Consider the following 19,027-nt stretch of genomic DNA (forward strand, 5'->3'; position numbering starts at 1 on the left):
TTCATTTCACTTCAGTTATTACTCCCATCCACTTTCCTTCATCGTAAATCATGTACTGAACTTCTAAGTTTATTTTCTTAGAGCCATGTTTAGTCTTAACCTTTATTGAATAAACGAAATAATAGATATCCCCTTCAATGTCTTTTTTCGCTCTCTCCGGGAACTCTATTTCATAACCGTAAGACTCTGCGATCTCCTCTAACTTAGACGTCAATCTGGTAATAATATCTTTTATATTCTCCCCGTAGATAGGTTCAAGCATCATAGCTCGAAGCTCTTTTTTAAAAGCTAATATGCTTTCTTTGCTCTTTTTTCTCTTCTTTTGTTGTTTACTTCTGTTATTCTCCACAATAATGTTATCATTAGATTAGGGTTAAAAACAGTTTCCCTATTCGTTTAATAACGTCTAACCAGCCAAATTAAGAGGGCTTTAGAAGACAGAAGAAAAGGGGAATAGTAAAAAAGATTACTTATTTTTCCTTAGGCTGAAATATATGAGAGGAATGAAAGATACAAGAATTGCCAAAACCTCTTCAACAGTGAAGAACTCAGAGTGATTAGCTGTAGAAGAGGAACTATTAATACTATTAACATTATTAATACTAGATACTTTATTTGAAGGTATAGCATTACTAATATTTAGAGCTGTTAGATTGCCTACTATTTTAGAGTTTATCAACTTAGCGTTGTAAACATGAGTGTTTATGAGTATAATTGTAGAGTTAATTGCGGTGAGGTTTTCTACTATAGAATCTATTAACGTTACATTTTCGTCCTTAAATACCGCATTTTGTATATACAGACCGTAGCCTATATTTCCACTAAAGTTCTTTACAAAAGTATAAGGGAAAACTACAAACGTTAGTCCTTCATAAAGGGGACTTATAGTAAGACTCTGATAGCTTAACGTTGAGTTGAAAGGTATAGGATACCCGTTAAAAGAAGAGCCAACAACATATACATCCCATTCACCTGCGACACTATCTGTAGACATTCCGCTATTAGGATTATTTCCAGATGGAATTGTGAAATTGCCTATCCATTTTCCGTCAGTATAAGTTAACTGGACAGCATTGGATATCTCCAAATTGTTGAATTGGGAGACTAAATATCTAGGAATAAAGATTGCAGTAAAGGTTCCGAACTCCACCGGTGTCCCGTTGGGATATAAGATAGTGGCTTTAATTGTAACTGTTTGGTTTTCGAAGGCTACTGAATTAACTGATGCTTTGTACTCTAAGTAACTTGGAGACACGTAAACTTGTGTATATCCTTCACCGTAAGTAGTGTAAGTATCGTTACTATAAACAGCATATGCCTTAACTTCATAATAACCTGGGGAAAGGTTCATAGGTACTGTAACTTGATTTATATAAAATGCGTTATTTCCGAAGGTTATTGAGTTCACGGTGAAATTCCAATACACTTTTCCGTCCTTGATGAAAGATACAGTAACGTTTGGCATTCCTAAGCTTTCAACTGCAACTTCTACAGTTATATTCTCCCCAGGGTAAATCACTGTCGGTTCTTCGAAGGAATTAGGTATTATGATAGGGACTACATAAGAGCCTAGGACTATTTCATCCAATCCAATAGTGTTTACAACCTTTAATACGAGAACTCCTCCCAACTTACTGACGTTAGTATAATTTATATAACCCTCTAATATTCCAGTTTTGTATTTGATAGTTATACCAAGAGCTGAGATATTGATAATAGGAACATTTGTCAGAGACGTTGAACCTATCATCGTTAACTTACCGTTAATCTGATTCTCAGAATATACATTCAATTGGGTATTATTAAAACCAGAAACCAACGTACCGTTAGGATAATCGATCATGACCAACACGGGTATTGCCATAGGTATAGGATACACTGCCAACGGTGGGAATATGAAAACTGCTTGATATCCGTCAATGAAGTATGTAAATCCGGTTAAATCGTTATAACTCGCTATTACTTCGTAAACTCCAGACTGAGGGGCTGAGAACGAACCTACGTAATAAGTTCCATTATATACTAAATGAACAGTATCTATTACAGTAGTTCCGTTAAAAATCTCAGCCGTAAGAGTAGAAGGTAGTGGAGAAACTCCGCTTAATTTTCCTATCACTTTCACTGTTTGTCCAGGTAAATATGTGGTGTTCTGAACTGCCAGAGAAAGTGATGAGTTTGGTACTTTTAATAGCTTTACAAAATATCCCGCGTTAATATATCCTAACCCAGTGACCGGGTTATAAGATGAATTTGCAACGTAAGGAGAGTTATACCCAAAAGTCACATGATGAAGAGCCGGGGTTTCGTTTAGTGCATATATCAATGGATTTATAAAACCGAGTTTACCGTGAACTTCTGAAGCAAGAGCTATTATTCCTGCAACTGTAGGTGTAGCTAATGAAGTACCTCCTACTAATATACTTTCTCCGTGATAATAAATCACGTTTACTCCAGTATAAGGATTAGCTAGAGCCACTACATCTGGTACCTCTCTGAAACCCTTTAACATTTGGTAGGGAGGAGCAGGGAATACATTGCTAAATCCTCCAGTTGTACTTCCGAGAACACTTTCTCCGCTCCACGCAGTTTGCATACTTTCGTTACCAGATACATAAAGACTGCTACCTCCTACAGCTAAAACGTAAGGAATTGCAGCCGGAACTATTTGGGATCCTAATGGACTTAAGTAAAAATTGTAACCGTTTCCACCTGCATCACCACTAGCGCCTAGAAAAGTTATACCTTCGACTTCTCCCAGCCAATATTCATATACCATCGATTGCAAATACGATAAAGGAAGAAGACCCAATAAGAAGTAAATTTCTGGAATACCGAAGCTCTGTGAGACTACATTTACTTCGTCTTGTTGGTCTATAAAAGCTATTGCCTGAGGTAAGGATATAGACGGGTTTGCTACATAAAGGATTATACCTGCACCCGGTGCCGCCACATGTGCATACTCTACGTCTAGAGAGATCTCTAGCGCCCAACCGCTTTGTATACCATCATTTGGATTGTAAGGACCTATGGGAACTACTTTGAATAAGGGAGGAGGTGATATATTATACTCTTGATCAAACGCTGTTAATTGTTGATAAATATAAGGATCCCCTTCAAAGTCTAAGATACCAATATTAGTCCCACTACCGTTGATACCATGTTTTAACAAGTAAGTAATATTGTAAGCTTGCTGTATCTGATGAGGAGTTACCGTAGAATATGCTACAGCTTGAGTTATATTATACAAGGTATTAGGCTTACTGAAAAGAGCCTCGGTTAAGTTAGTAGCAATAATGATACCTGGTATCGACTTATCCGCGGAGATAAAAGTATACACTTTCTTACCTTCGAAAGTGTAGGTAATGAATTGACCTTTAAACATCTCTTCAACCTCTTTAGCAGGAGCTGAGAAAGAGATAACGTTCCAATTCACAGTAGGTTTAATGCCCTTAGATTCAAGTTCTTGGACTAGTTGATTGATCTGCTGAGAAGGGATAAACAATTTCTCTACTTGGCTCTTGTTTAAAATCATATGCTGTTGAATATAGAGTTGTAACATCTCAAGGTTTTTAGGAGGAATAACTATACTGACGTAAACATTTCCTTGAGGTAATGTAGAGTTAACGGAGGGGGTAAAGAAAGGAAGGGTGGTGATACTAATACCACTTAATACAAGTAAGAGGATTGCTAATGACGACCACATGGTATTATGCAATTTTACTAAATCCTTAAAATCTTTTTCGTAAAGCCTAATAACTTCGCTGTAAATCTACTGAATGAAATGTTGTATAAAGAGCCTGAAGACGGAGAAAAGATCACATTTAATAAAGGTAAATGGATAGTGCCTGATAAACCTATTATACTATACATAGAAGGAGATGGAATAGGACCAGAAATAACGCAAGCCGCTATTAAGGTAATTAACGCTGCTGTTGAAAAAGCCTACGGAAGCAAAAAGGAGATAAAATGGATGGAAGTGTACGCTGGTGAAAAAGCAGAGAAATTAACTGGTAATAGGTTTCCTCAAGAAACCCAAGATATGTTACTAAAATATAGAGTAGTGTTAAAAGGACCCTTAGAGACTCCAATAGGTAAAGGTTGGAAATCTGTAAACGTTGCAATTCGTTTAATGCTAGATCTGTATGCAAATATACGCCCAGTTAAGTACATACCGGGATTAGAAAGCCCTTTGAAAAACCCTGAGAAAGTAGATATGATAATATTCAGAGAAAATACCGACGACTTATACAGAGGTATCGAATACCCATACAATAGTGAGGAGGCAAAGAAAATAAGAAACTTTCTGAAAGAGCAGTTTAAGGTCGAGATCGAAGATGACACAGGTATCGGTGTTAAGGTAATAAGTAAGTTCAAGACACAGAGGATAACCAGGCTTGCCATTAACTATGCAATAACCAACGGGAGGAAAAAGATCACGATAATGCATAAGGGGAATGTAATGAAATATACAGAAGGAGCCTTTAGAGAATGGGCATATGAAGTTGCACTAAAGGAGTACAGAGACTATATTGTCACTGAAGAAGAAATTAACCGGGGAGTAAAATCCGATGGAAAAGTTGTGATAAATGACAGAATTGCAGATAACATGTTCCAACAGATTATAACAAGGCCAGATGAATACGACATAATCCTAGCTCCTAACGTGAATGGAGATTATATTTCAGACGCTGCTGGAGCTTTGATAGGTAACATTGGAATGTTGGGAGGAGCTAATATCGGCGATGACGGCGGAATGTTCGAGGCAATACATGGCACCGCACCGAAATATGCAGGTAAAAACGTAGCTAACCCTACCGGAATAATTAAGGGAGGAGAGCTAATGTTGAGGTTTATGGGTTGGGATAAAGCTGCTGATTTGATCGAGATAAGCATAAATGAGGCAATAAAGAGGAAACAAGTGACTCAAGATTTAGCAAGGTTTATGGATGTAAAACCGCTAGGTACTAAAGAATTTGCAAATGCTCTAACCGAGATTATAAATCAATTGCAATAAGTTACAGTATTTTTCCTTTGTTTCTTCTCCTCGTATACCCTAACCTAAAGAGACACTGCCAGGTTTTCTTTTGTTAAAAATTGTAACATCTCTTTTAGTAACACATTAAGATAATTTACTCGTCACCTTTATTATACAAACAAGTTTATTCATAACTTAAACTAATCTTAGCATGAAACGCAGGAAATTCGCTCTCTCTCTTTTTCGGTTTTGAAATACCGTACTTACTTGTATTACGGTTAAAAAAGATCTTTTTTGAATTGTAAAAAATTATGAAATTTGATAATTAGGGAAAGCGTAATACCTGGAAACGGCTGAAATTTACTGTAAAACTGGGGGGTAAAACAGATGGTATTTTTCCCATTCATTATGATTAGGTAACACCAATTGAAATATCTGATAACCAAAATAACAAATGAAACATTTGAAATAATACGTGGCGATTAGAGAGACATTAAAAGGCGGTAAAGGCGAGGTGATAAAGAACCCTAAAGTCTTTATTGACCCACTATCAGTATTTAAGGACATCCCCTTTAGGGAGGACATACTGAAAGAATTGGCGATCGCGGTACGATATTTTGTAAAGAATTCGGTGAAATTTTCAACATTGTTTCTAGGTCTCACTGGTACAGGTAAAACATTTGTCGCAATGTATATGTTCAACGAAATTGAAGAGGTTAAAAAGGAAGATAGTGATTATGAAGGAGTAATTCAGGCTTATGTTAACTGCAGAGAAGTAGGTGGTACTCCTCAAGCCGTTCTCTCAGCGCTTACTGAAAAACTAACTGGTATAGATGTTCCTAAGCACGGGATTAATCTGGGCGAATATATTGAGAGGATTAAAGAAGAACTGCTGAACCGTAAGGCGTTAGTCTATTTAGACGAGGTCGATACTTTGGTGAAAAGAAGAGGAGGTGACATAGTCCTTTATCAATTATTACGTGTTGAAAGTAATATTTCCGTTATAATGATCAGTAACGACATTAACATCAGAGATTACATGGAACCCAGAGTTTTATCTTCCCTGGGACCGACTGTTTTCTTTAAGCCTTACGACGCTGAGCAGTTAAAACACATACTTTCAATATATGCTGAATACGGCCTATTCAAAGGTTCTTATAACGACGAAATATTGTCATATATAGCAGCAATATCAGCAAGGGAACACGGTGATGCGAGAAAAGCTGTTAACTTGTTATTTAGAGCTGCTCAATTAGCCTCTGGCGAGGGAATTATTAGGAAAGACCACGTGGATAGAGCGATAACCGAGTACGAGCAGGAGAGACTCATCGAAGCTATTAAGGCTCTTCCTTTTCACTACAAGTTGGCATTGATGGCTTCAATAAGGGCTGAAGATGTGGTTACTGCCCACAAAGTGTATTCCGACCTAGCTTTAGAATACAAGCAGAAACCTCTTTCGTATAGGAGATTTTCAGACATAATCTCCGAGCTGGATATGTTTGGTATTATAAAAGTTAAGATAGTTAATAGAGGAAGAGCCGGTGGAATTAGGAAGATTATAGAGGTGGCAGATAAAGAGAAGATTATGAAAGCACTTGAAGAGACTATGCAAATGGAATTAGATGACGGTTTGTAAAATCTCTTAGCTTGAGGGAGAAAAAGATGATCTGGGAGAAAGTAAAACGAATTGAAGAGAGAAAGAACGAACTAGAAAACGAGATAATGGCACTTACCGAGCAACTCAAGTCCTTGCCTACTGGACATCTTGAGGGAAAGGTGATTAAAGGCAAGAAGTATTATTATTTACGGTATTGGGAAGACGGTAAGCTGAAAAGTAAGTATGTGGGAAAAGAGGTAGATGACTTACTAGAGAAATTTAAGATAGCTAGTGAAATTAAAATAAAGCTAGATAAATTGAAAAGAGAAAATGAAAAGTTAGGAAGAGTCCTTGAAAAAATAGTGAAGATAATTGAAGAAGAAAAGATGAATTAAATATGGTTATATCAGCAAGTCTTTTATACTAAATATAAAGTATAGTTTACCTGATGTTATTCCTATATCAAGTAAGTAGTATATCTCAAGCATTAACTAATTTAGCAACAGAAATAATAGATGCAATACCATCAATAATACTCTTCGTAATCATAGTTTTAATTGGGTATATAGTTGCTGTGATAGTCAGCGACATAGTAGGTAGGGTGCTAAGGGCTGTATTCGCTCACTCTTCCGTGAACTTAAGTGCTTCATTAGTTGCAGGAACAGTAAAGGCATTAATTATATTACTTAGCTTGGCTATTGCCTTATCTATACTTAATCTCGGAGCAGCTACGGTCTATATTGCACTAATAGCTAGATACTTACCTTACTTGGCTGGAGCAATACTATTACTAACACTTGGAATGAGTTTAGTAAATGTACTATTAGATTACATGGCGAGACAAATGCCCGTACAGGACCAGTTTATAGCCGTTATTTTAAGTGTGTTAAGATTCGGTCTGTACGCAGTAATAATTACTATAGCTGCTGAGTTAGCAATTTTTGAATGGGTACCGTTAGTGAGTTCATACCTGTTCTATGACATCTTGATCGGTTCTATCGTATTACTCTTTAGCTTTGCCATTACCGACAAGGCCTTAGATACTATTGTTAAGACTGATCCTAATGCAAATTATATAGCTACTTACGGAAGATTCCTACTTTACACAATTTTCATATTGATAGCAGTAGCAATAATTGTTCAGCCATTCGGTAATGTAACGTCGATTTTACAGACTTTATCTTGGGGATTAGCAATAGCGTTTGGAATATTATTAGTGCCGTTAATATACATGTTCGTCAAAAAGATGGTAGCAGAGATAAAATGATGAGAACTCCCCAGACGGATAAGTGAAGACTCCTTTAAGTGCTGATTTTTATACTTCCTTGGAACAATATATCTCATGAAAAAACTTACTCAAGATGAAATAAGGATTTTTTTAGATAATTCTAAAGGTTGGAAATTAAAGGATAATAAGCTAGAAAAAGTCTTCTTGTTTAAGGATTTTAGAGAATCAGTCCAATTTGTAAATAAGATCCAACTCGTAGCTGATGCTATGAATCATCATCCAGATATATGCATATACTATAACAAAGTTATTATCCAACTTACTACCCATGACGTAGATGGTATAACGGATCTTGATGTGGAGTTAGCGAAAAAGATAGATGAAATCAAATAAGTTTGAAGATTATTCCTTCTTTTCCACCAACTCTAGTACCTTTTTTTACCCTTACCCTTAAGATATTTTCTTCAATTCGTATATCCCCAGCCATATAAATCTTTATTATTTTGCCAGGTAGGTGCCAGACAGCTTCGTAAGGGTATTCAGCTATTTCTTCACTATAAATGTTATAATACTCATTTAAACCTTTTCTTAACGTGCCCGAGAAATATAGTAGGAACTCAATGATAGGGTGGTGTTTATCTAATAACTTAATTTTCACCCATTTCACGTAAGCTTTAACTCTTTCCCCATTTATTATTATTTTCTCTTCATCAATTAGTTGTTGTAGATTTCTCTTTATGGTGATAATTTCTCTCTTAACTTCATTTTTGTTCAGGGAGACGTAATAACCAAACTTATCTATATAATAAAAAGTCGTAAACTGAGTTACTTTACCGTCTCTGCTAAAGTTGAAAAAACCTGATGCATATATAGGAATTACATTATCGGAGCTCATATTTTACTTTTTAGCCGATCTTCTTTTTCTGCCACTTTCATGCTGTAATAGTGACTCTATAGCTTCTTTCAATTCTCGACAGTTATTAACTTTAGCAAAAACTAAGTTTATGAAACAACACAAGCTTCTCAGTCTCTCAAATGAGGTAAACTTTATTGAGTTCTGTGGTCTCTCTGTAGAGATTGCCAAGAACTTAGCTTGACCAGCTAATGCCTTAAGTACTAACCTTTCACTGGTCAGTAGCTCGGTTGATGTCCATCTCCCCTCACTTGGTTCTGGCAATTTAAGTTCGTTTTGCTGAATACCTTGACAATCTTCATTAAATTCTACTTCTTCTTTTTTGTCCATAAGGTCTACAACTTCTGATTCGTTAGTAGTTTGAGTTCCTAAAAATTTTTCAAAAAGCCCTTTAAGTTCTTGATTATTGTAGGCACAACAGCTTAATTTTCCTAGTTCTTCCAGCATAGAAAAATCTCTCAAGGTAATGTTATTTGTTCCCCGACTAGTTGAGATAGACAAAAGAGTAGGGCCATTTGGTATCATAAGTACTTCAAATCGGAAGTAGTTACTTTCAGCTAGTCTGATAATGTAGGTCTTATTCCCTTCATTTGATAGTTTTCTAAATTCTTCTAATTTTGAAGTCAAAAATGTTTTATCACAAGTAGAAACGAGAAAATTAAAACCTCTGATATCTTTCACACACTCCGTTGAACACAACATATATACTAAATCTCGATTTGTAGAATATAAAAATATTTGAGGCTTTTAGACTAAGACACTTTTAGTTCATACGCCTGCTAATAGTAGATTAGCGTTTTTAGTTAATTCATAGTAGTATTTTCTTCCTTTTCTAATATTTACAAGTCCAAATTTCTGTAATAATTCTAAATGATATCTAGCAGTTGAATAATTTATTTTAAGCTCTTTAGATATTTCGTATGCGGTTTTAGGTCCATCTCTCAATGCTTCTATTATCCTTTTTCTAGTCTCCCAACCTGGAAGGGCTAATAACTCATCTACTTTTGTTATGCTCATAGGACTATTCTAGCTTTCCATTATGCTTAAATCTAAGCAGTTTTTTATAGGAATAATTTCATTTTCAGTGAATAAATTCATTATCTAATAGGAAAATACCTGTCTCTATTCATGAACATTACAACTAGAAGAAACAATACCAGTGCAAAGACAGCAAATGAGTAGTACGGTTCTCTAAGTCCTAATAAGAGTAGAAGAAATATTGAAAAAGGTATAGGAAGAAAAGTCTTATTATTTAGACCGTGGAACAGTGAAAAACCAATAGCAGGTACTAAGAATAGAGGATTGTAGATCGATAGTACAAGTAGGATGAGTAATATCATCAAAAGCAGGATTCTCAATATGTTAATTCTCTGTGTCAACATAATTATTTGATAATTATTGGTTGAGTATAAATTTATAGCTTATGTAAAACTTCGTGGAAACTTTGTAAATGATCTCTGAAACTGCTGAAAAATCTATTTTTCCTAACTTCATTTAAATTAATCTCTGTGATTATTCTATCCTCTTCAAATAATTTTGCTGTACTAATAATTTCTCCTAAAGGCGATACTACCATTGAACCTCCCCAGAAGAACTCTTCTTCTTGGCTACCGACAGTATTTACAAAGACGCTCCATACACCATTTATGATAGAATGGGCTTTAAGCAAGGCCTCCCATTGCTCCCTGATTGCTAGGGTAGAAGAAAGTCTTCTCATAGGTGAGGCAGCTGGAATCATAATTACGTCTGCTCCCATTAGCGCTAGTGCCTCTATTGGTTCGTAGTGCCACGCATCTTCACATATTGTGACACCGAACTTATATCCTTTGTATTCATATATCCTTAAATCAGTCCTAGGATCGCCTGGTTGAAAATACCTTCTTTCTTCAAAAAGCCCGTAGGTGGGTAAATAGAACTTGTAAATGTAATCTATTTTTCCCTCGATTATTACGGCAGCACTATTTCTCAAAATACCAGGTCTTACCTCTTTAACCAACCCTGCGATTACACATTTAGAATGTTCTGAGAGCATATTTACTGCTTTTTCGCTTTCCTTATATACCTCAAATACAAGGTCTCTAAGCACGTAACCTGTAAGCGATAGCTCTGGAAATACTACACAGTCTGCTGACGAGGTTTTAATTATTTCTATGTGTTTTTGAAAGTTATGTGTAACGTCACCTAATTTAGGTCTGATTTGTGCTAACTCTACTCTTAACCCCATTGTCTAGGATATCTCCAATCTGAATTTATAGCCCTTCCGCTCAATCTGAATATTTCGGGAGGAAGTCTTTTGTGTTGAGAAGTCTTAACCATTTTGATTATTTTATTAATCGCTGAGATGTCGGTATTAGTAATCTTACTTATAGTTTCTTCATCAAGCATTTCCTCAAATTTAAGGTATAGGATCGAGTCTATTGTTTCGTAATCTAATCCTATTTCTCCTTCTGCAGTTTGTCCTTCCCAGAGAGCAGGAGACGGAGGTTTCTTCACTATTTCTTCAGGAATTCCTAAGTGTAGTCCTAGAGCCCTTACTTGGGTTTTATACAAATCACCTATTGGCAATATATCAACTCCTCCGTCACCGTATTTAGTAAAGTATCCTAACATAAGTTCACTTTTATCTCCGGTGCCAACGACTAAGTAATTGTGTTTTTGAGCAAAAGCGTATAGAAGAATCATTCTAACTCTAGCCTTTATATTTCCCACTACTAGCTTATCATCAGTCCCAACAGCTTTACTGAATAATGAAGTTATTTCGTCAATATTAATTACAGAATAGTTTTTCTCAGTAGCGTTTACAAGTTTTAAGATAGAGTAAGCGTGTTGTAAGTCTTGATGTGGGGTAGAGCTAGAAGGCATAAGTAAGAAGTAAACGTTTTTAGTAGCTTTAGAAAGAAGTACAGCCGTTACTGAAGAGTCTATCCCTCCGCTTAATCCTACTATTCCTCCTTCTTTTCCGCTTTCCTTAATATATTCTCTTATTCGTTCAACTAGGTACTCGGTTATCTTGTCAAAATCAACTAAAAGTAACTTTTTCCTTACGTAATCTGGCATCATCTATAATATATTAGAAGCTGAAGTATTTACAGTATACGTTGCAAAATAATAATTGTAGTAAACTTGAACCGTAAAAACAGTACTGTTTATACTCTCGTTAAATTGCGGTGCGTATGCGAAGACTAAACCCGTCGAGTTGGGTGGTATTATTCCCGATGAGAAATCCCAGACCATATTTAAGTTATTAGGTATTGAGACTCTAACTAAAGTTATATTCACGGGATAAGGTTTATCATTGTATACTTTAATTAGTAATGCGTCATAAGGAAGTTTTCCTAAAGGATAAACGCCTTCTATTGTTAATGGGTTTGATTGTACGTAATTTATGTGAGCATATACAGCTAGAGAACTTAGTAAGGTTACGAGTAAGAATAAAGGAACTAGGATTTGTCTCTTGAAATTGACTTTTACTGTGGGAATCTTATTATAGTCGATATTGTACAAGGATAGAAAAAGTAAGGGGATCCACATAATGAAGTATTCTGTTAATGTTCTCCATAAGAACCAGCTTATTATTATCGGAAAGACCCATATACTTTCTCTTATTACTTCAAAGTACCTGCTGTAAAGGTAAATGAGAAATAGGCTTACAGTCCCGAGGCTTATGGTGAAGAACCAAGGTTCTAAGGGATAGAATCCTGAATAAGATATTACGCTAAGGCCTATTTGCCCCACCGGAATTGTAGCAGAATCTGTGGTAATAACGTTTGTAATAAATGATGTGGAATTCCAAATGAGGAATGGTATAGTTAGTATGGAGACCGAGAGAGAGAAAGGTAACAGATATTCCCTTAAGAATCTCTTTTTACTCTCATAAGTCTTCAGCTTATATATTAGGAGAAAAGGTAGAGCAAGCCATGAAAGTTGCGTGAGCATAGTTGCGAGACCTAAAGACGTACCTCCTAGTTTATCTTTTCTTACGTAGGCTATGGCTAGAAAGGTAGTTGGAATTACGACAAAAACACCGTAAAATGGAGGTATGGATACTGCCGTCATAATGTAGATGAATATTATAGGTAATAGAGCGAAAGGATCTTCTTTTTTTCTTCCTTCAATATAAATTAAGATTGCCAATATTACATCAAAAACTATGTTTTCTAGGTTAAGAAAGTATGGAGGCAGATCAAAGACTTTTAGGAATACATAAAGGGGTATGTAGATTATAAAAGAGAGAGGTGGATATATGTAAGTGTTAACTATACCCCCCGATAAGGTATAAGTAGGACACACCCCTTGAGGGTAGTAAGCTACTGCGTAAGGATCTTTACCTTGAAATAGTGAGTTTAATGCTTCATATATATACTCCATATCGTCTGTTCCAAACGAGTTAACTAAGGTTATACTTATCAGTAAAAAGGTAATACTAGATATAAATGCTACGTAATCGTCTACACTCGTTATCTTTCTGTTAGGATTAAGTAGTTGTGGATTCATTACTAGAATTAGTATAGCTATTAAGAAGAAGAAGGAAAGAGAAATTATTGAGGCTGAAATAGGGTCAGAGAGTACGCTAGCTCTGAAATTTATCACTATGAGTACGTATAAGACCACGGAGGTCAGTATTAAGTATGTTATTCTATGACGGAGAGTATTATCCACATCAATTCAATAACCTTAAGGCTTTAATCGTTTTTCATTATGTTCAATTAATCAATGATTTATCAGTTCTAATACTTTCTTACTTAAATAGTAGAAAAGATTTTCTCTGTTTTTCTCCGTTATCTCATATATTTCCTCTCCTAGCTTTATCGATCTGTGAACCACAGCAAAGAGAGGGATTTCAGAGTCGAGTATTCTCGTTATAAGAGCCTTTAAGCTAGGCACAGAGAGCTCCATAGGTCCTATTTCATCAATCGCTATTAATTGCGGGTTATTAAATATCTCTAGCTCTAGTGATTTTACGAATTCTTCATTTAGAACAACGCTGTATTTACCTATTTTCACACTTCCGTTCTGTTCTGTAGATGCAAGCATAGCTTCTTTTCCTGAAGATATGCTTACTATTTTAAACCCTACTCTATTAGTCCCTTTCCTAATTTCAGGACAATAGAAACCGGTAACGTTAATGTTTTTAGAGCGGAGTTCTTTCACGATTTTCATTAAAATAGTAGTTTTACCTACTCCAGGTCTTCCAGTAATGAATATCTTGTTTTTCATGCTAATTATCGTTTTATTCGAGGTTAAAAAAGGATTGAAAAGTGTATTGGTTAAAGATGAATAGAGTATGAGATTTACTAAAAAGACGAAAAGTGTTAATATGAGGAAGTGAACGTAGTATTATGTCACCAAATAGTCAGCAAGGAGTATATATGTATGTTATTTCACTTAAGTTTTCTAGCAAATGGTGGGAGTTAAGTAAATCTCAGAAGTTGCAGATACTTTCAACAATAGAAGAAACAGAGAAATCTTACCGAGATAAGTTGGGCTCCTTAAAGAGGTATAACTCTCTGAGAGATAATGGAGACTTGATATACTGGGTTGCAGATGTCGAAACTTCTCTCCTAAACGAGTTCAGGTATTCTCTTGCTTCTTCCTCCTCAGGTCTTTTAATCCCCACGTTAACTTTCTTTTCGTATTTCAAGCCTTCTCCGTATACGGGTAATACATCAGTCGAAATCTTAAAGTATTTGAGGCAGGAACCTTTAAGGTATTTCGTAGCTTATCCTATGAAGAAGACGGTAGACTGGTACCTGCTTCCTTTCGAGGAAAGGAAGGAGGTCATGGATGAACATATAAGGGTTGCAAGAACTCATCCTGATAATAAAGGGATAAGGTCATATACTACGTATTCTTTCGGCATAGGCGATTACGAATTCGTAGTAATATATGAGATCCCTGAGTTAGATAAATGGATTAACATAGTTGAAAAGCTGAGAGAAGTCAGAGCTAGGAAGTGGGTTGCTTTTGAGGAGCCCATTATTGTAGGAGAGTTAGGATCTCCTGATATTTTCTTGAAATGAAGAGGAGAGATAACATAGTTTTACCGTCTTCAATTTTTCCTTCTTCAACCATTTTTACGGCTTCGGACAGTTTAACTTCAAAGGGTTCGATCACTTCATAATCCTCAAGTTTTTGTTGAGTTTTTTCCAGTTTTGTAGCAATGAAAAGATGCATTATTTCTGTCATAACTCCGGGTGATACGTAAAACGAGATCAACTTATGGAGTTTCCCAGCTTTGTAACCTATCTCTTCCTCTATTTCTCTTTTAGCTGTCGTTTCAATGTCTTCCCCTCTTTCAATCGTTCCTGCTGGGAGTTCGATCAGCCACTTTCCAATAATAGGTCTGAATTGCTTGATAAGTATTATCGTCTCACTGTCCAGAAATGGGGCTATAACTACTGAACCTCTATGCTTAACGTAAGCCTTCTCAACTGACTTACCGTTTGGTAAATTAAAATTATCTATCTCTACATCAAATTTTTTTGAAGAGTAAATTCTCATTTTGAGTTTATAAGTTGAATTTAGGGTATTTTTGTTTAATCGTCGAGTACATTTTTTCCCAATCTATTTTAGCTAAGATCACTCCTAGTACGATAAAAGTTATGGATGAAATTACAGTAAGCTCTAATGGGCTCAGTCCACTTATTGCACTTACTTGGATTATCCCTAGTATTTCAAGAGGTATTTCTACTCCACTTTTCAGGATTTTGGCTGGTATTGTTACTTTTAACATTCTAACTAATGAAGTTCTCACTACTCCTCCGCCGATATATAGATAATCGTCTAGAGGAAGTGCTGGTAGCATGGCCATAATGAAAAGGGAAAGGATAAAGTATTTAGAACTTATAAATCGTTTGAGCAGAGGTAAGTTCTTATTTTTATTTAAAGGTTTTTTTAGACCTATTCCTAGTATGTAAGTTAATACTTTGGCTAAACCCGCTCCGAGTCCCGACACAATAATATACAGTATTATTATTAAAAGTGAGGTGTGATAATGTATTATGAAATATGAAGTTATAACTGTATAAGGTGCACCAGCAAAGGGCAAGATATTCGACACAAAACTTATTCCAAAAACTATAACTAAACTCACTACAATGTCATTCATTAAGCACAAATAATGAACATTTAGTTTTTAATTTTTCCCAATTTTTTACGCTACTATTAATTGAATTTAATAGAATTTATTATGAACAAGAGTTTTGCAATGATAAAAAATATTATTTATTGTTACAAAAGATTATAAATAGGTATGAATAAAGGTTATTTATAATAATTGAGGTGGCAGTATTGGGATTAAGAGAGGAATTAGAGTCCCGGTTTGGAAGCAACTTTTCTGATAGCATTACAGAGAGATTCTCACACTCGGCCGATATGGGTTTTGTTCCTCAGCTAGTGTGGTCAGGGAATATAAAACTTAACTTAATTCCAGATTACGTTATATACCCAACTTCAGTAGAGGACGTTGTAGACCTAGTGAAAATTGCATTAAAGTATAAAGTCCCCATTATTCCTTACGGTAGGGCTACAAATAGATACGGTAATGCTTTACCTGTAGATGGAGGTATTGTAGTAGACTTTGCTAAAATGGATAAAGTAGATGTAGATGAAGTTAATTCGCAGGCAATAAGTGAACCTGGTGCTACTTGGAAGTTAGTCGATTTAGCAGCCCAATCTAAGGGTTTGCAGTTAAGGACTTTCCCTTCATCTTATGATTCCACTGTTGGAGGAGGAATAGCTGGAGATGCCTTAGGAATAGGATCTTATGAATACGGATTCATTTCAGATAACATCTCCTTTGTTGATATGGTAAACCCTAGAGGAGAAGTAGTCAGGCTTGAAGGCCCAAATTTAGCCTTAGCGTCTGGTGCTGAAGGCATTACTGGTATCATAGTAAGAGCAGGTGTCAAGCTTAGGAAGTATGCACCTACTGAAGCTATAGTATTAGCCTTTAATTCCTTCGACGACACTGTAAAAGCGATAGGAGAATTCTACAGAGAGGTAATACCGGCGTGGCACGTTCAAGTTAGAGGTCCCTCTATATCTACCAATATAGCTGACAGGTTTAACGCTAAGCTCAGTAGAGGAAAATGGAATATGATCATAATGTATCCGTCTACAAGATCTACTCTAGTTGAGCCAAAAATTTACAGAATAGCGCAGACATTTAACGCTGAAATTTATGAAGGTGAGTGGACTGGTTGGTGGTCATTTAATCACGGTGTTGTTGCCGCTTTGAGGTCAAAAGGTCTACTAATTCACCAACATGGTCTTATACATTACACTAAGTTAGTGGAATTAGTTAATGAATTAAAAGGATTTTTGGGGGAGTTAGGAAAGTTAGAGCCTAATTCTGGGTTTGATTTAGATATAGACTTAGAAAAAAGAGAAGTTTTGTTAGTAAATGCTTTCACTGAAGTATCCTTGAAGTACGAGGACAAAAAGATCATTTACGATTTAGCTAAGAACACTCTAATGATGGATTCGTTCATAAAGGTTGGCGGTTCATTGCTATCTATAGGAATTTTCGCTCATAAGTATGCTAAGAATAGGCTAAGTGCTATGGGCAAGACTTTCCAGCAACTCGGTGTTGATAGATACGAAGTTATAAAGAAGTATAAGGAGGAAATGGATCCTGAAGAACTGTTTAATCCAGGCAAAGTATTAGATCCTAAAAAGAGAGGTAAAGTAGTTCTTGAAATTGTAGGAAAACAACAAGAAGCGTTGAGGTTCAGGTTTGGAATAGGATTAGCCAAAGCAATAGTACCTGGAGGAGAGGTACAAGGATTTACAGTTGTCAAGAGGTATCTGGACATATTTGCTGATTATGCTATGCAATGTATAGACTGTGCAATGTGTGTAACAGTATGTCCGCAGTTCAAACTTATTCCACAAACGCCTTATGCACCCAAGGGTATGTTTGACTTCGTAAAAGGCGCAGTAACGTACTATTACCTTAAAGGAGGAGTTGACATACCAGATGATGCTATAGTCGAGCTTTCAGGATGCCATAAATGTGGTTTATGTGATGGTGTTTGCCCTGCTAAAATACCCATATCTTCGCTCTTGGTGAGGCTTAACGGTATAGTTGCTAGGAAGATGCCAGAGGAGCCACCAGTAGACGTTCCGTTACTTCAAGACCCCGAATTGAGATCCGTAAACGATAACTCAAGTGATATAATACTTTGGATTGGAAAGAACTTAGTGGATAATCCAAACGTTGCAATAACTGTGTTGAGGCTTCTAAAGTTAGTAGGAGCTAAAGCTAAGGTAATAGGGACTACTTACGACAGCGGATTTATGGATTACATAAGCGGTGGTGAAAAGTTAAACGAGAAAATGGAAAAGAACAAGTCAGTGTTAGCATCTGCTGTAGAGGTTATAACTATAGCACCAGAGGATTATAGAGTATTCTCTGAAGCTTACAAGGATTATTCTAACATGAACAATATGAGAATGGGATTTGAGGTATCTCCCATTGAGTTAAGGCTACTAAAGTCTCTTCCGATAGATGGGAACGGAGAAGAAATTTATCTTCACGCTGCTTGTTTCGCGACCCCGTATGTGGGAGAAGTAATTAAGAGATTGACAGATCTAGGGTTTAGAGTTAGGAAAGTAGAAGGGTGCTCAGGTGCAATACTGGAGAAAAACTTAGGTAAAAGAGCTGATAAAATGGCTAGGGCTTTAGGTGCAAAGTATCCTATGTTAGTAACGTTATGTCCGCTAGCGTCACTTAAATTCAAAGAAAACGGAATACCAGCAAAAACTTTAGTTGAATTTATAGCCGAAAAAGTAGGGCTAACTACAGTAGTAACATCAAGTACAAAAGCTAAGTTAGAATTATCCGACTCAGAAAAACAAGAATTAAGAAACGCTATCACTACATCGTTATTAAAGAGTCTCTCCAGTAAATCTAGTATTATTGCAGACACAGTCACTTTTACCAGTAGTGGCATAGACGAATATAAGAAGATTATAGAGGATGTGATAGTTGAAGCATTAAGTGATGCTGGAGACGGAATAAAAGTTCATATTAAGAAGTTATTAGAAAATAAAAAAGCTCAAGGTGCTACATATGATGATATAGTGAACTATTTATCAGCACTTATTAGAGAGCTTAGTAATATAATTTCTACAATGCAATTAGATCCAATCATAGGCGTAGTAATAAATCAGGTTAAGGGACTTACATCAGAGCAGTTTGACGAAGGAGTATTGAGGCAAACTCTGATATTATTAGTGAGAGAGAACGAAAAAGTTATCAAGGAAAGGGCAACAGCACTTACTGCAGATGCGGTCAGTTGAGGTATTCTC

At 36.0% G+C, this 19,027-nt stretch carries 19 protein-coding genes; 7 read left to right on the top strand and 12 right to left on the bottom strand.

All coding sequences use genetic code 11. The features are described 5' to 3' along the window. Position 1: 1 nt before the first annotated feature. Both WIW89_RS02665 and WIW89_RS02670 read right to left on the bottom strand, forming a co-directional pair. Positions 2-349 (bottom strand): hypothetical protein, encoded by a 348-nt coding sequence (locus WIW89_RS02665; protein ID WP_337700917.1) that lies wholly within the window; start codon positions 347-349, stop codon positions 2-4. Positions 350-466: 117 nt separating this feature from the next. Next, entirely contained in the window at positions 467-3,703 is a 3,237-nt protein-coding gene (locus WIW89_RS02670) for a protease pro-enzyme activation domain-containing protein (RefSeq protein ID WP_337719665.1), read from the bottom strand. An 81-nt stretch (positions 3,704-3,784) separates the two neighbouring features. Between WIW89_RS02670 and WIW89_RS02675 the strand changes: the two genes are divergently transcribed. The 5 genes from WIW89_RS02675 (at position 3,785) to WIW89_RS02695 (ending at position 8,193) form a co-directional block, all read left to right on the top strand. Next, complete coding sequence (locus WIW89_RS02675; protein WP_337719788.1) at positions 3,785-5,014, top strand: NADP-dependent isocitrate dehydrogenase; 1,230 nt, start codon at positions 3,785-3,787, stop codon at positions 5,012-5,014. Positions 5,015-5,450: 436 nt separating this feature from the next. Beyond that, positions 5,451-6,611 carry a Cdc6/Cdc18 family protein gene (locus WIW89_RS02680; RefSeq protein WP_337700913.1) on the top strand — a complete coding sequence of 387 codons (1,161 nt, stop codon included), beginning with the start codon at positions 5,451-5,453 and terminating at the stop codon, positions 6,609-6,611. A gap of 26 nt (positions 6,612-6,637) precedes the next feature. Beyond that, positions 6,638-6,967: a hypothetical protein gene (locus WIW89_RS02685; protein ID WP_337700911.1), complete on the top strand. Its 330-nt coding sequence runs from the start codon at positions 6,638-6,640 to the stop codon at positions 6,965-6,967. Positions 6,968-7,020: 53 nt separating this feature from the next. Next, complete coding sequence (locus WIW89_RS02690; protein ID WP_337719666.1) at positions 7,021-7,839, top strand: mechanosensitive ion channel family protein; 819 nt, start codon at positions 7,021-7,023, stop codon at positions 7,837-7,839. 75 nt (positions 7,840-7,914) lie between these two features. Next, entirely contained in the window at positions 7,915-8,193 is a 279-nt protein-coding gene (locus tag WIW89_RS02695; RefSeq protein ID WP_337700907.1) for a 4a-hydroxytetrahydrobiopterin dehydratase, read from the top strand. Here WIW89_RS02695 and WIW89_RS02700 read toward each other — a convergent pair. From WIW89_RS02700 to WIW89_RS02735, 8 genes are all read right to left on the bottom strand, one after another. After that, positions 8,186-8,695 carry a hypothetical protein gene (locus WIW89_RS02700; RefSeq protein ID WP_337700905.1) on the bottom strand — a complete coding sequence of 170 codons (510 nt, stop codon included), beginning with the start codon at positions 8,693-8,695 and terminating at the stop codon, positions 8,186-8,188. The two genes, WIW89_RS02695 and WIW89_RS02700, sit on opposite strands and share 8 nt — an antisense overlap. Before the next feature lie 3 nt (positions 8,696-8,698). Beyond that, positions 8,699-9,160 (bottom strand): hypothetical protein, encoded by a 462-nt coding sequence (locus WIW89_RS02705; protein WP_337719667.1) that lies wholly within the window; start codon positions 9,158-9,160, stop codon positions 8,699-8,701. A 321-nt stretch (positions 9,161-9,481) separates the two neighbouring features. Next, a complete protein-coding gene (locus WIW89_RS02710; RefSeq protein WP_337700901.1) occupies positions 9,482-9,730 on the bottom strand; it encodes an ArsR/SmtB family transcription factor in 249 nt (82 codons plus the stop codon). Between the two features lie 80 nt (positions 9,731-9,810). Continuing rightward, positions 9,811-10,095 carry a hypothetical protein gene (locus WIW89_RS02715; RefSeq protein ID WP_337709340.1) on the bottom strand — a complete coding sequence of 95 codons (285 nt, stop codon included), beginning with the start codon at positions 10,093-10,095 and terminating at the stop codon, positions 9,811-9,813. A gap of 32 nt (positions 10,096-10,127) precedes the next feature. Further along, a complete protein-coding gene (locus WIW89_RS02720; protein WP_337719668.1) occupies positions 10,128-10,937 on the bottom strand; it encodes a nitrilase-related carbon-nitrogen hydrolase in 810 nt (269 codons plus the stop codon). Further along, a complete protein-coding gene (locus WIW89_RS02725; protein WP_337719669.1) occupies positions 10,928-11,770 on the bottom strand; it encodes an NAD+ synthase in 843 nt (280 codons plus the stop codon). Before WIW89_RS02725 ends, WIW89_RS02720 begins: the two co-directional genes overlap by 10 nt. A gap of 3 nt (positions 11,771-11,773) precedes the next feature. Beyond that, entirely contained in the window at positions 11,774-13,372 is a 1,599-nt protein-coding gene (locus WIW89_RS02730; RefSeq protein WP_337719670.1) for a hypothetical protein, read from the bottom strand. A 51-nt stretch (positions 13,373-13,423) separates the two neighbouring features. Beyond that, the gene (locus WIW89_RS02735) at positions 13,424-13,930 is read right to left on the bottom strand and encodes an NTPase (RefSeq protein ID WP_337719671.1); all 507 of its coding nucleotides are present in this window, start codon (positions 13,928-13,930) and stop codon (positions 13,424-13,426) included. 122 nt (positions 13,931-14,052) lie between these two features. Between WIW89_RS02735 and WIW89_RS02740 the strand changes: the two genes are divergently transcribed. Continuing rightward, on the top strand, positions 14,053-14,733 hold the full coding sequence (locus WIW89_RS02740; RefSeq protein WP_337709347.1) for a chlorite dismutase family protein: 681 nt from the start codon (positions 14,053-14,055) through the stop codon (positions 14,731-14,733). On the opposite strand, the gene WIW89_RS02745 is transcribed toward WIW89_RS02740, so the two are convergent. Next, the gene (locus WIW89_RS02745) at positions 14,690-15,214 is read right to left on the bottom strand and encodes an NUDIX hydrolase (RefSeq protein WP_337719672.1); all 525 of its coding nucleotides are present in this window, start codon (positions 15,212-15,214) and stop codon (positions 14,690-14,692) included. The genes WIW89_RS02740 and WIW89_RS02745 overlap by 44 nt on opposite strands. 7 nt (positions 15,215-15,221) lie before the next feature. Then, positions 15,222-15,821 carry a hypothetical protein gene (locus WIW89_RS02750; RefSeq protein WP_337719673.1) on the bottom strand — a complete coding sequence of 200 codons (600 nt, stop codon included), beginning with the start codon at positions 15,819-15,821 and terminating at the stop codon, positions 15,222-15,224. 182 nt (positions 15,822-16,003) lie between these two features. On the opposite strand from WIW89_RS02750, the gene WIW89_RS02755 reads away from it, so the two are divergent. Continuing rightward, entirely contained in the window at positions 16,004-19,018 is a 3,015-nt protein-coding gene (locus WIW89_RS02755) for an FAD-binding and (Fe-S)-binding domain-containing protein (RefSeq protein ID WP_337719674.1), read from the top strand. Positions 19,019-19,027: the final 9 nt, after the last annotated feature.

It is taken from the genome of Stygiolobus sp. CP850M (genome assembly GCF_037389425.1).
Classification (GTDB): domain Archaea; phylum Thermoproteota; class Thermoprotei_A; order Sulfolobales; family Sulfolobaceae; genus Stygiolobus.

Excerpts from the sequence above, each read along its gene's own strand:
- WIW89_RS02710 (WP_337700901.1), bottom strand. The coding sequence starts at position 9,730 with ATGAGCATAACAAAAGTAGATGAGTTATTAGCCCTTCCAGGTTGGGAG.
- WIW89_RS02745 (WP_337719672.1), bottom strand. The coding sequence starts at position 15,214 with ATGAGAATTTACTCTTCAAAAAAATTTGATGTAGAGATAGATAATTTT.
- WIW89_RS02715 (WP_337709340.1), bottom strand. The coding sequence starts at position 10,095 with ATGTTGACACAGAGAATTAACATATTGAGAATCCTGCTTTTGATGATA.
- WIW89_RS02720 (WP_337719668.1), bottom strand. The coding sequence starts at position 10,937 with ATGGGGTTAAGAGTAGAGTTAGCACAAATCAGACCTAAATTAGGTGAC.
- WIW89_RS02700 (WP_337700905.1), bottom strand. The coding sequence starts at position 8,695 with ATGAGCTCCGATAATGTAATTCCTATATATGCATCAGGTTTTTTCAAC.
- WIW89_RS02735 (WP_337719671.1), bottom strand. The coding sequence starts at position 13,930 with ATGAAAAACAAGATATTCATTACTGGAAGACCTGGAGTAGGTAAAACT.
- WIW89_RS02695 (WP_337700907.1), top strand. The coding sequence starts at position 7,915 with ATGAAAAAACTTACTCAAGATGAAATAAGGATTTTTTTAGATAATTCT.
- WIW89_RS02725 (WP_337719669.1), bottom strand. The coding sequence starts at position 11,770 with ATGCCAGATTACGTAAGGAAAAAGTTACTTTTAGTTGATTTTGACAAG.
- WIW89_RS02740 (WP_337709347.1), top strand. The coding sequence starts at position 14,053 with ATGTCACCAAATAGTCAGCAAGGAGTATATATGTATGTTATTTCACTT.
- WIW89_RS02705 (WP_337719667.1), bottom strand. The coding sequence starts at position 9,160 with ATGCTGGAAGAACTAGGAAAATTAAGCTGTTGTGCCTACAATAATCAA.
- WIW89_RS02685 (WP_337700911.1), top strand. The coding sequence starts at position 6,638 with ATGATCTGGGAGAAAGTAAAACGAATTGAAGAGAGAAAGAACGAACTA.
- WIW89_RS02670 (WP_337719665.1), bottom strand. The coding sequence starts at position 3,703 with ATGTGGTCGTCATTAGCAATCCTCTTACTTGTATTAAGTGGTATTAGT.
- WIW89_RS02750 (WP_337719673.1), bottom strand. The coding sequence starts at position 15,821 with ATGAATGACATTGTAGTGAGTTTAGTTATAGTTTTTGGAATAAGTTTT.
- WIW89_RS02690 (WP_337719666.1), top strand. The coding sequence starts at position 7,021 with ATGTTATTCCTATATCAAGTAAGTAGTATATCTCAAGCATTAACTAAT.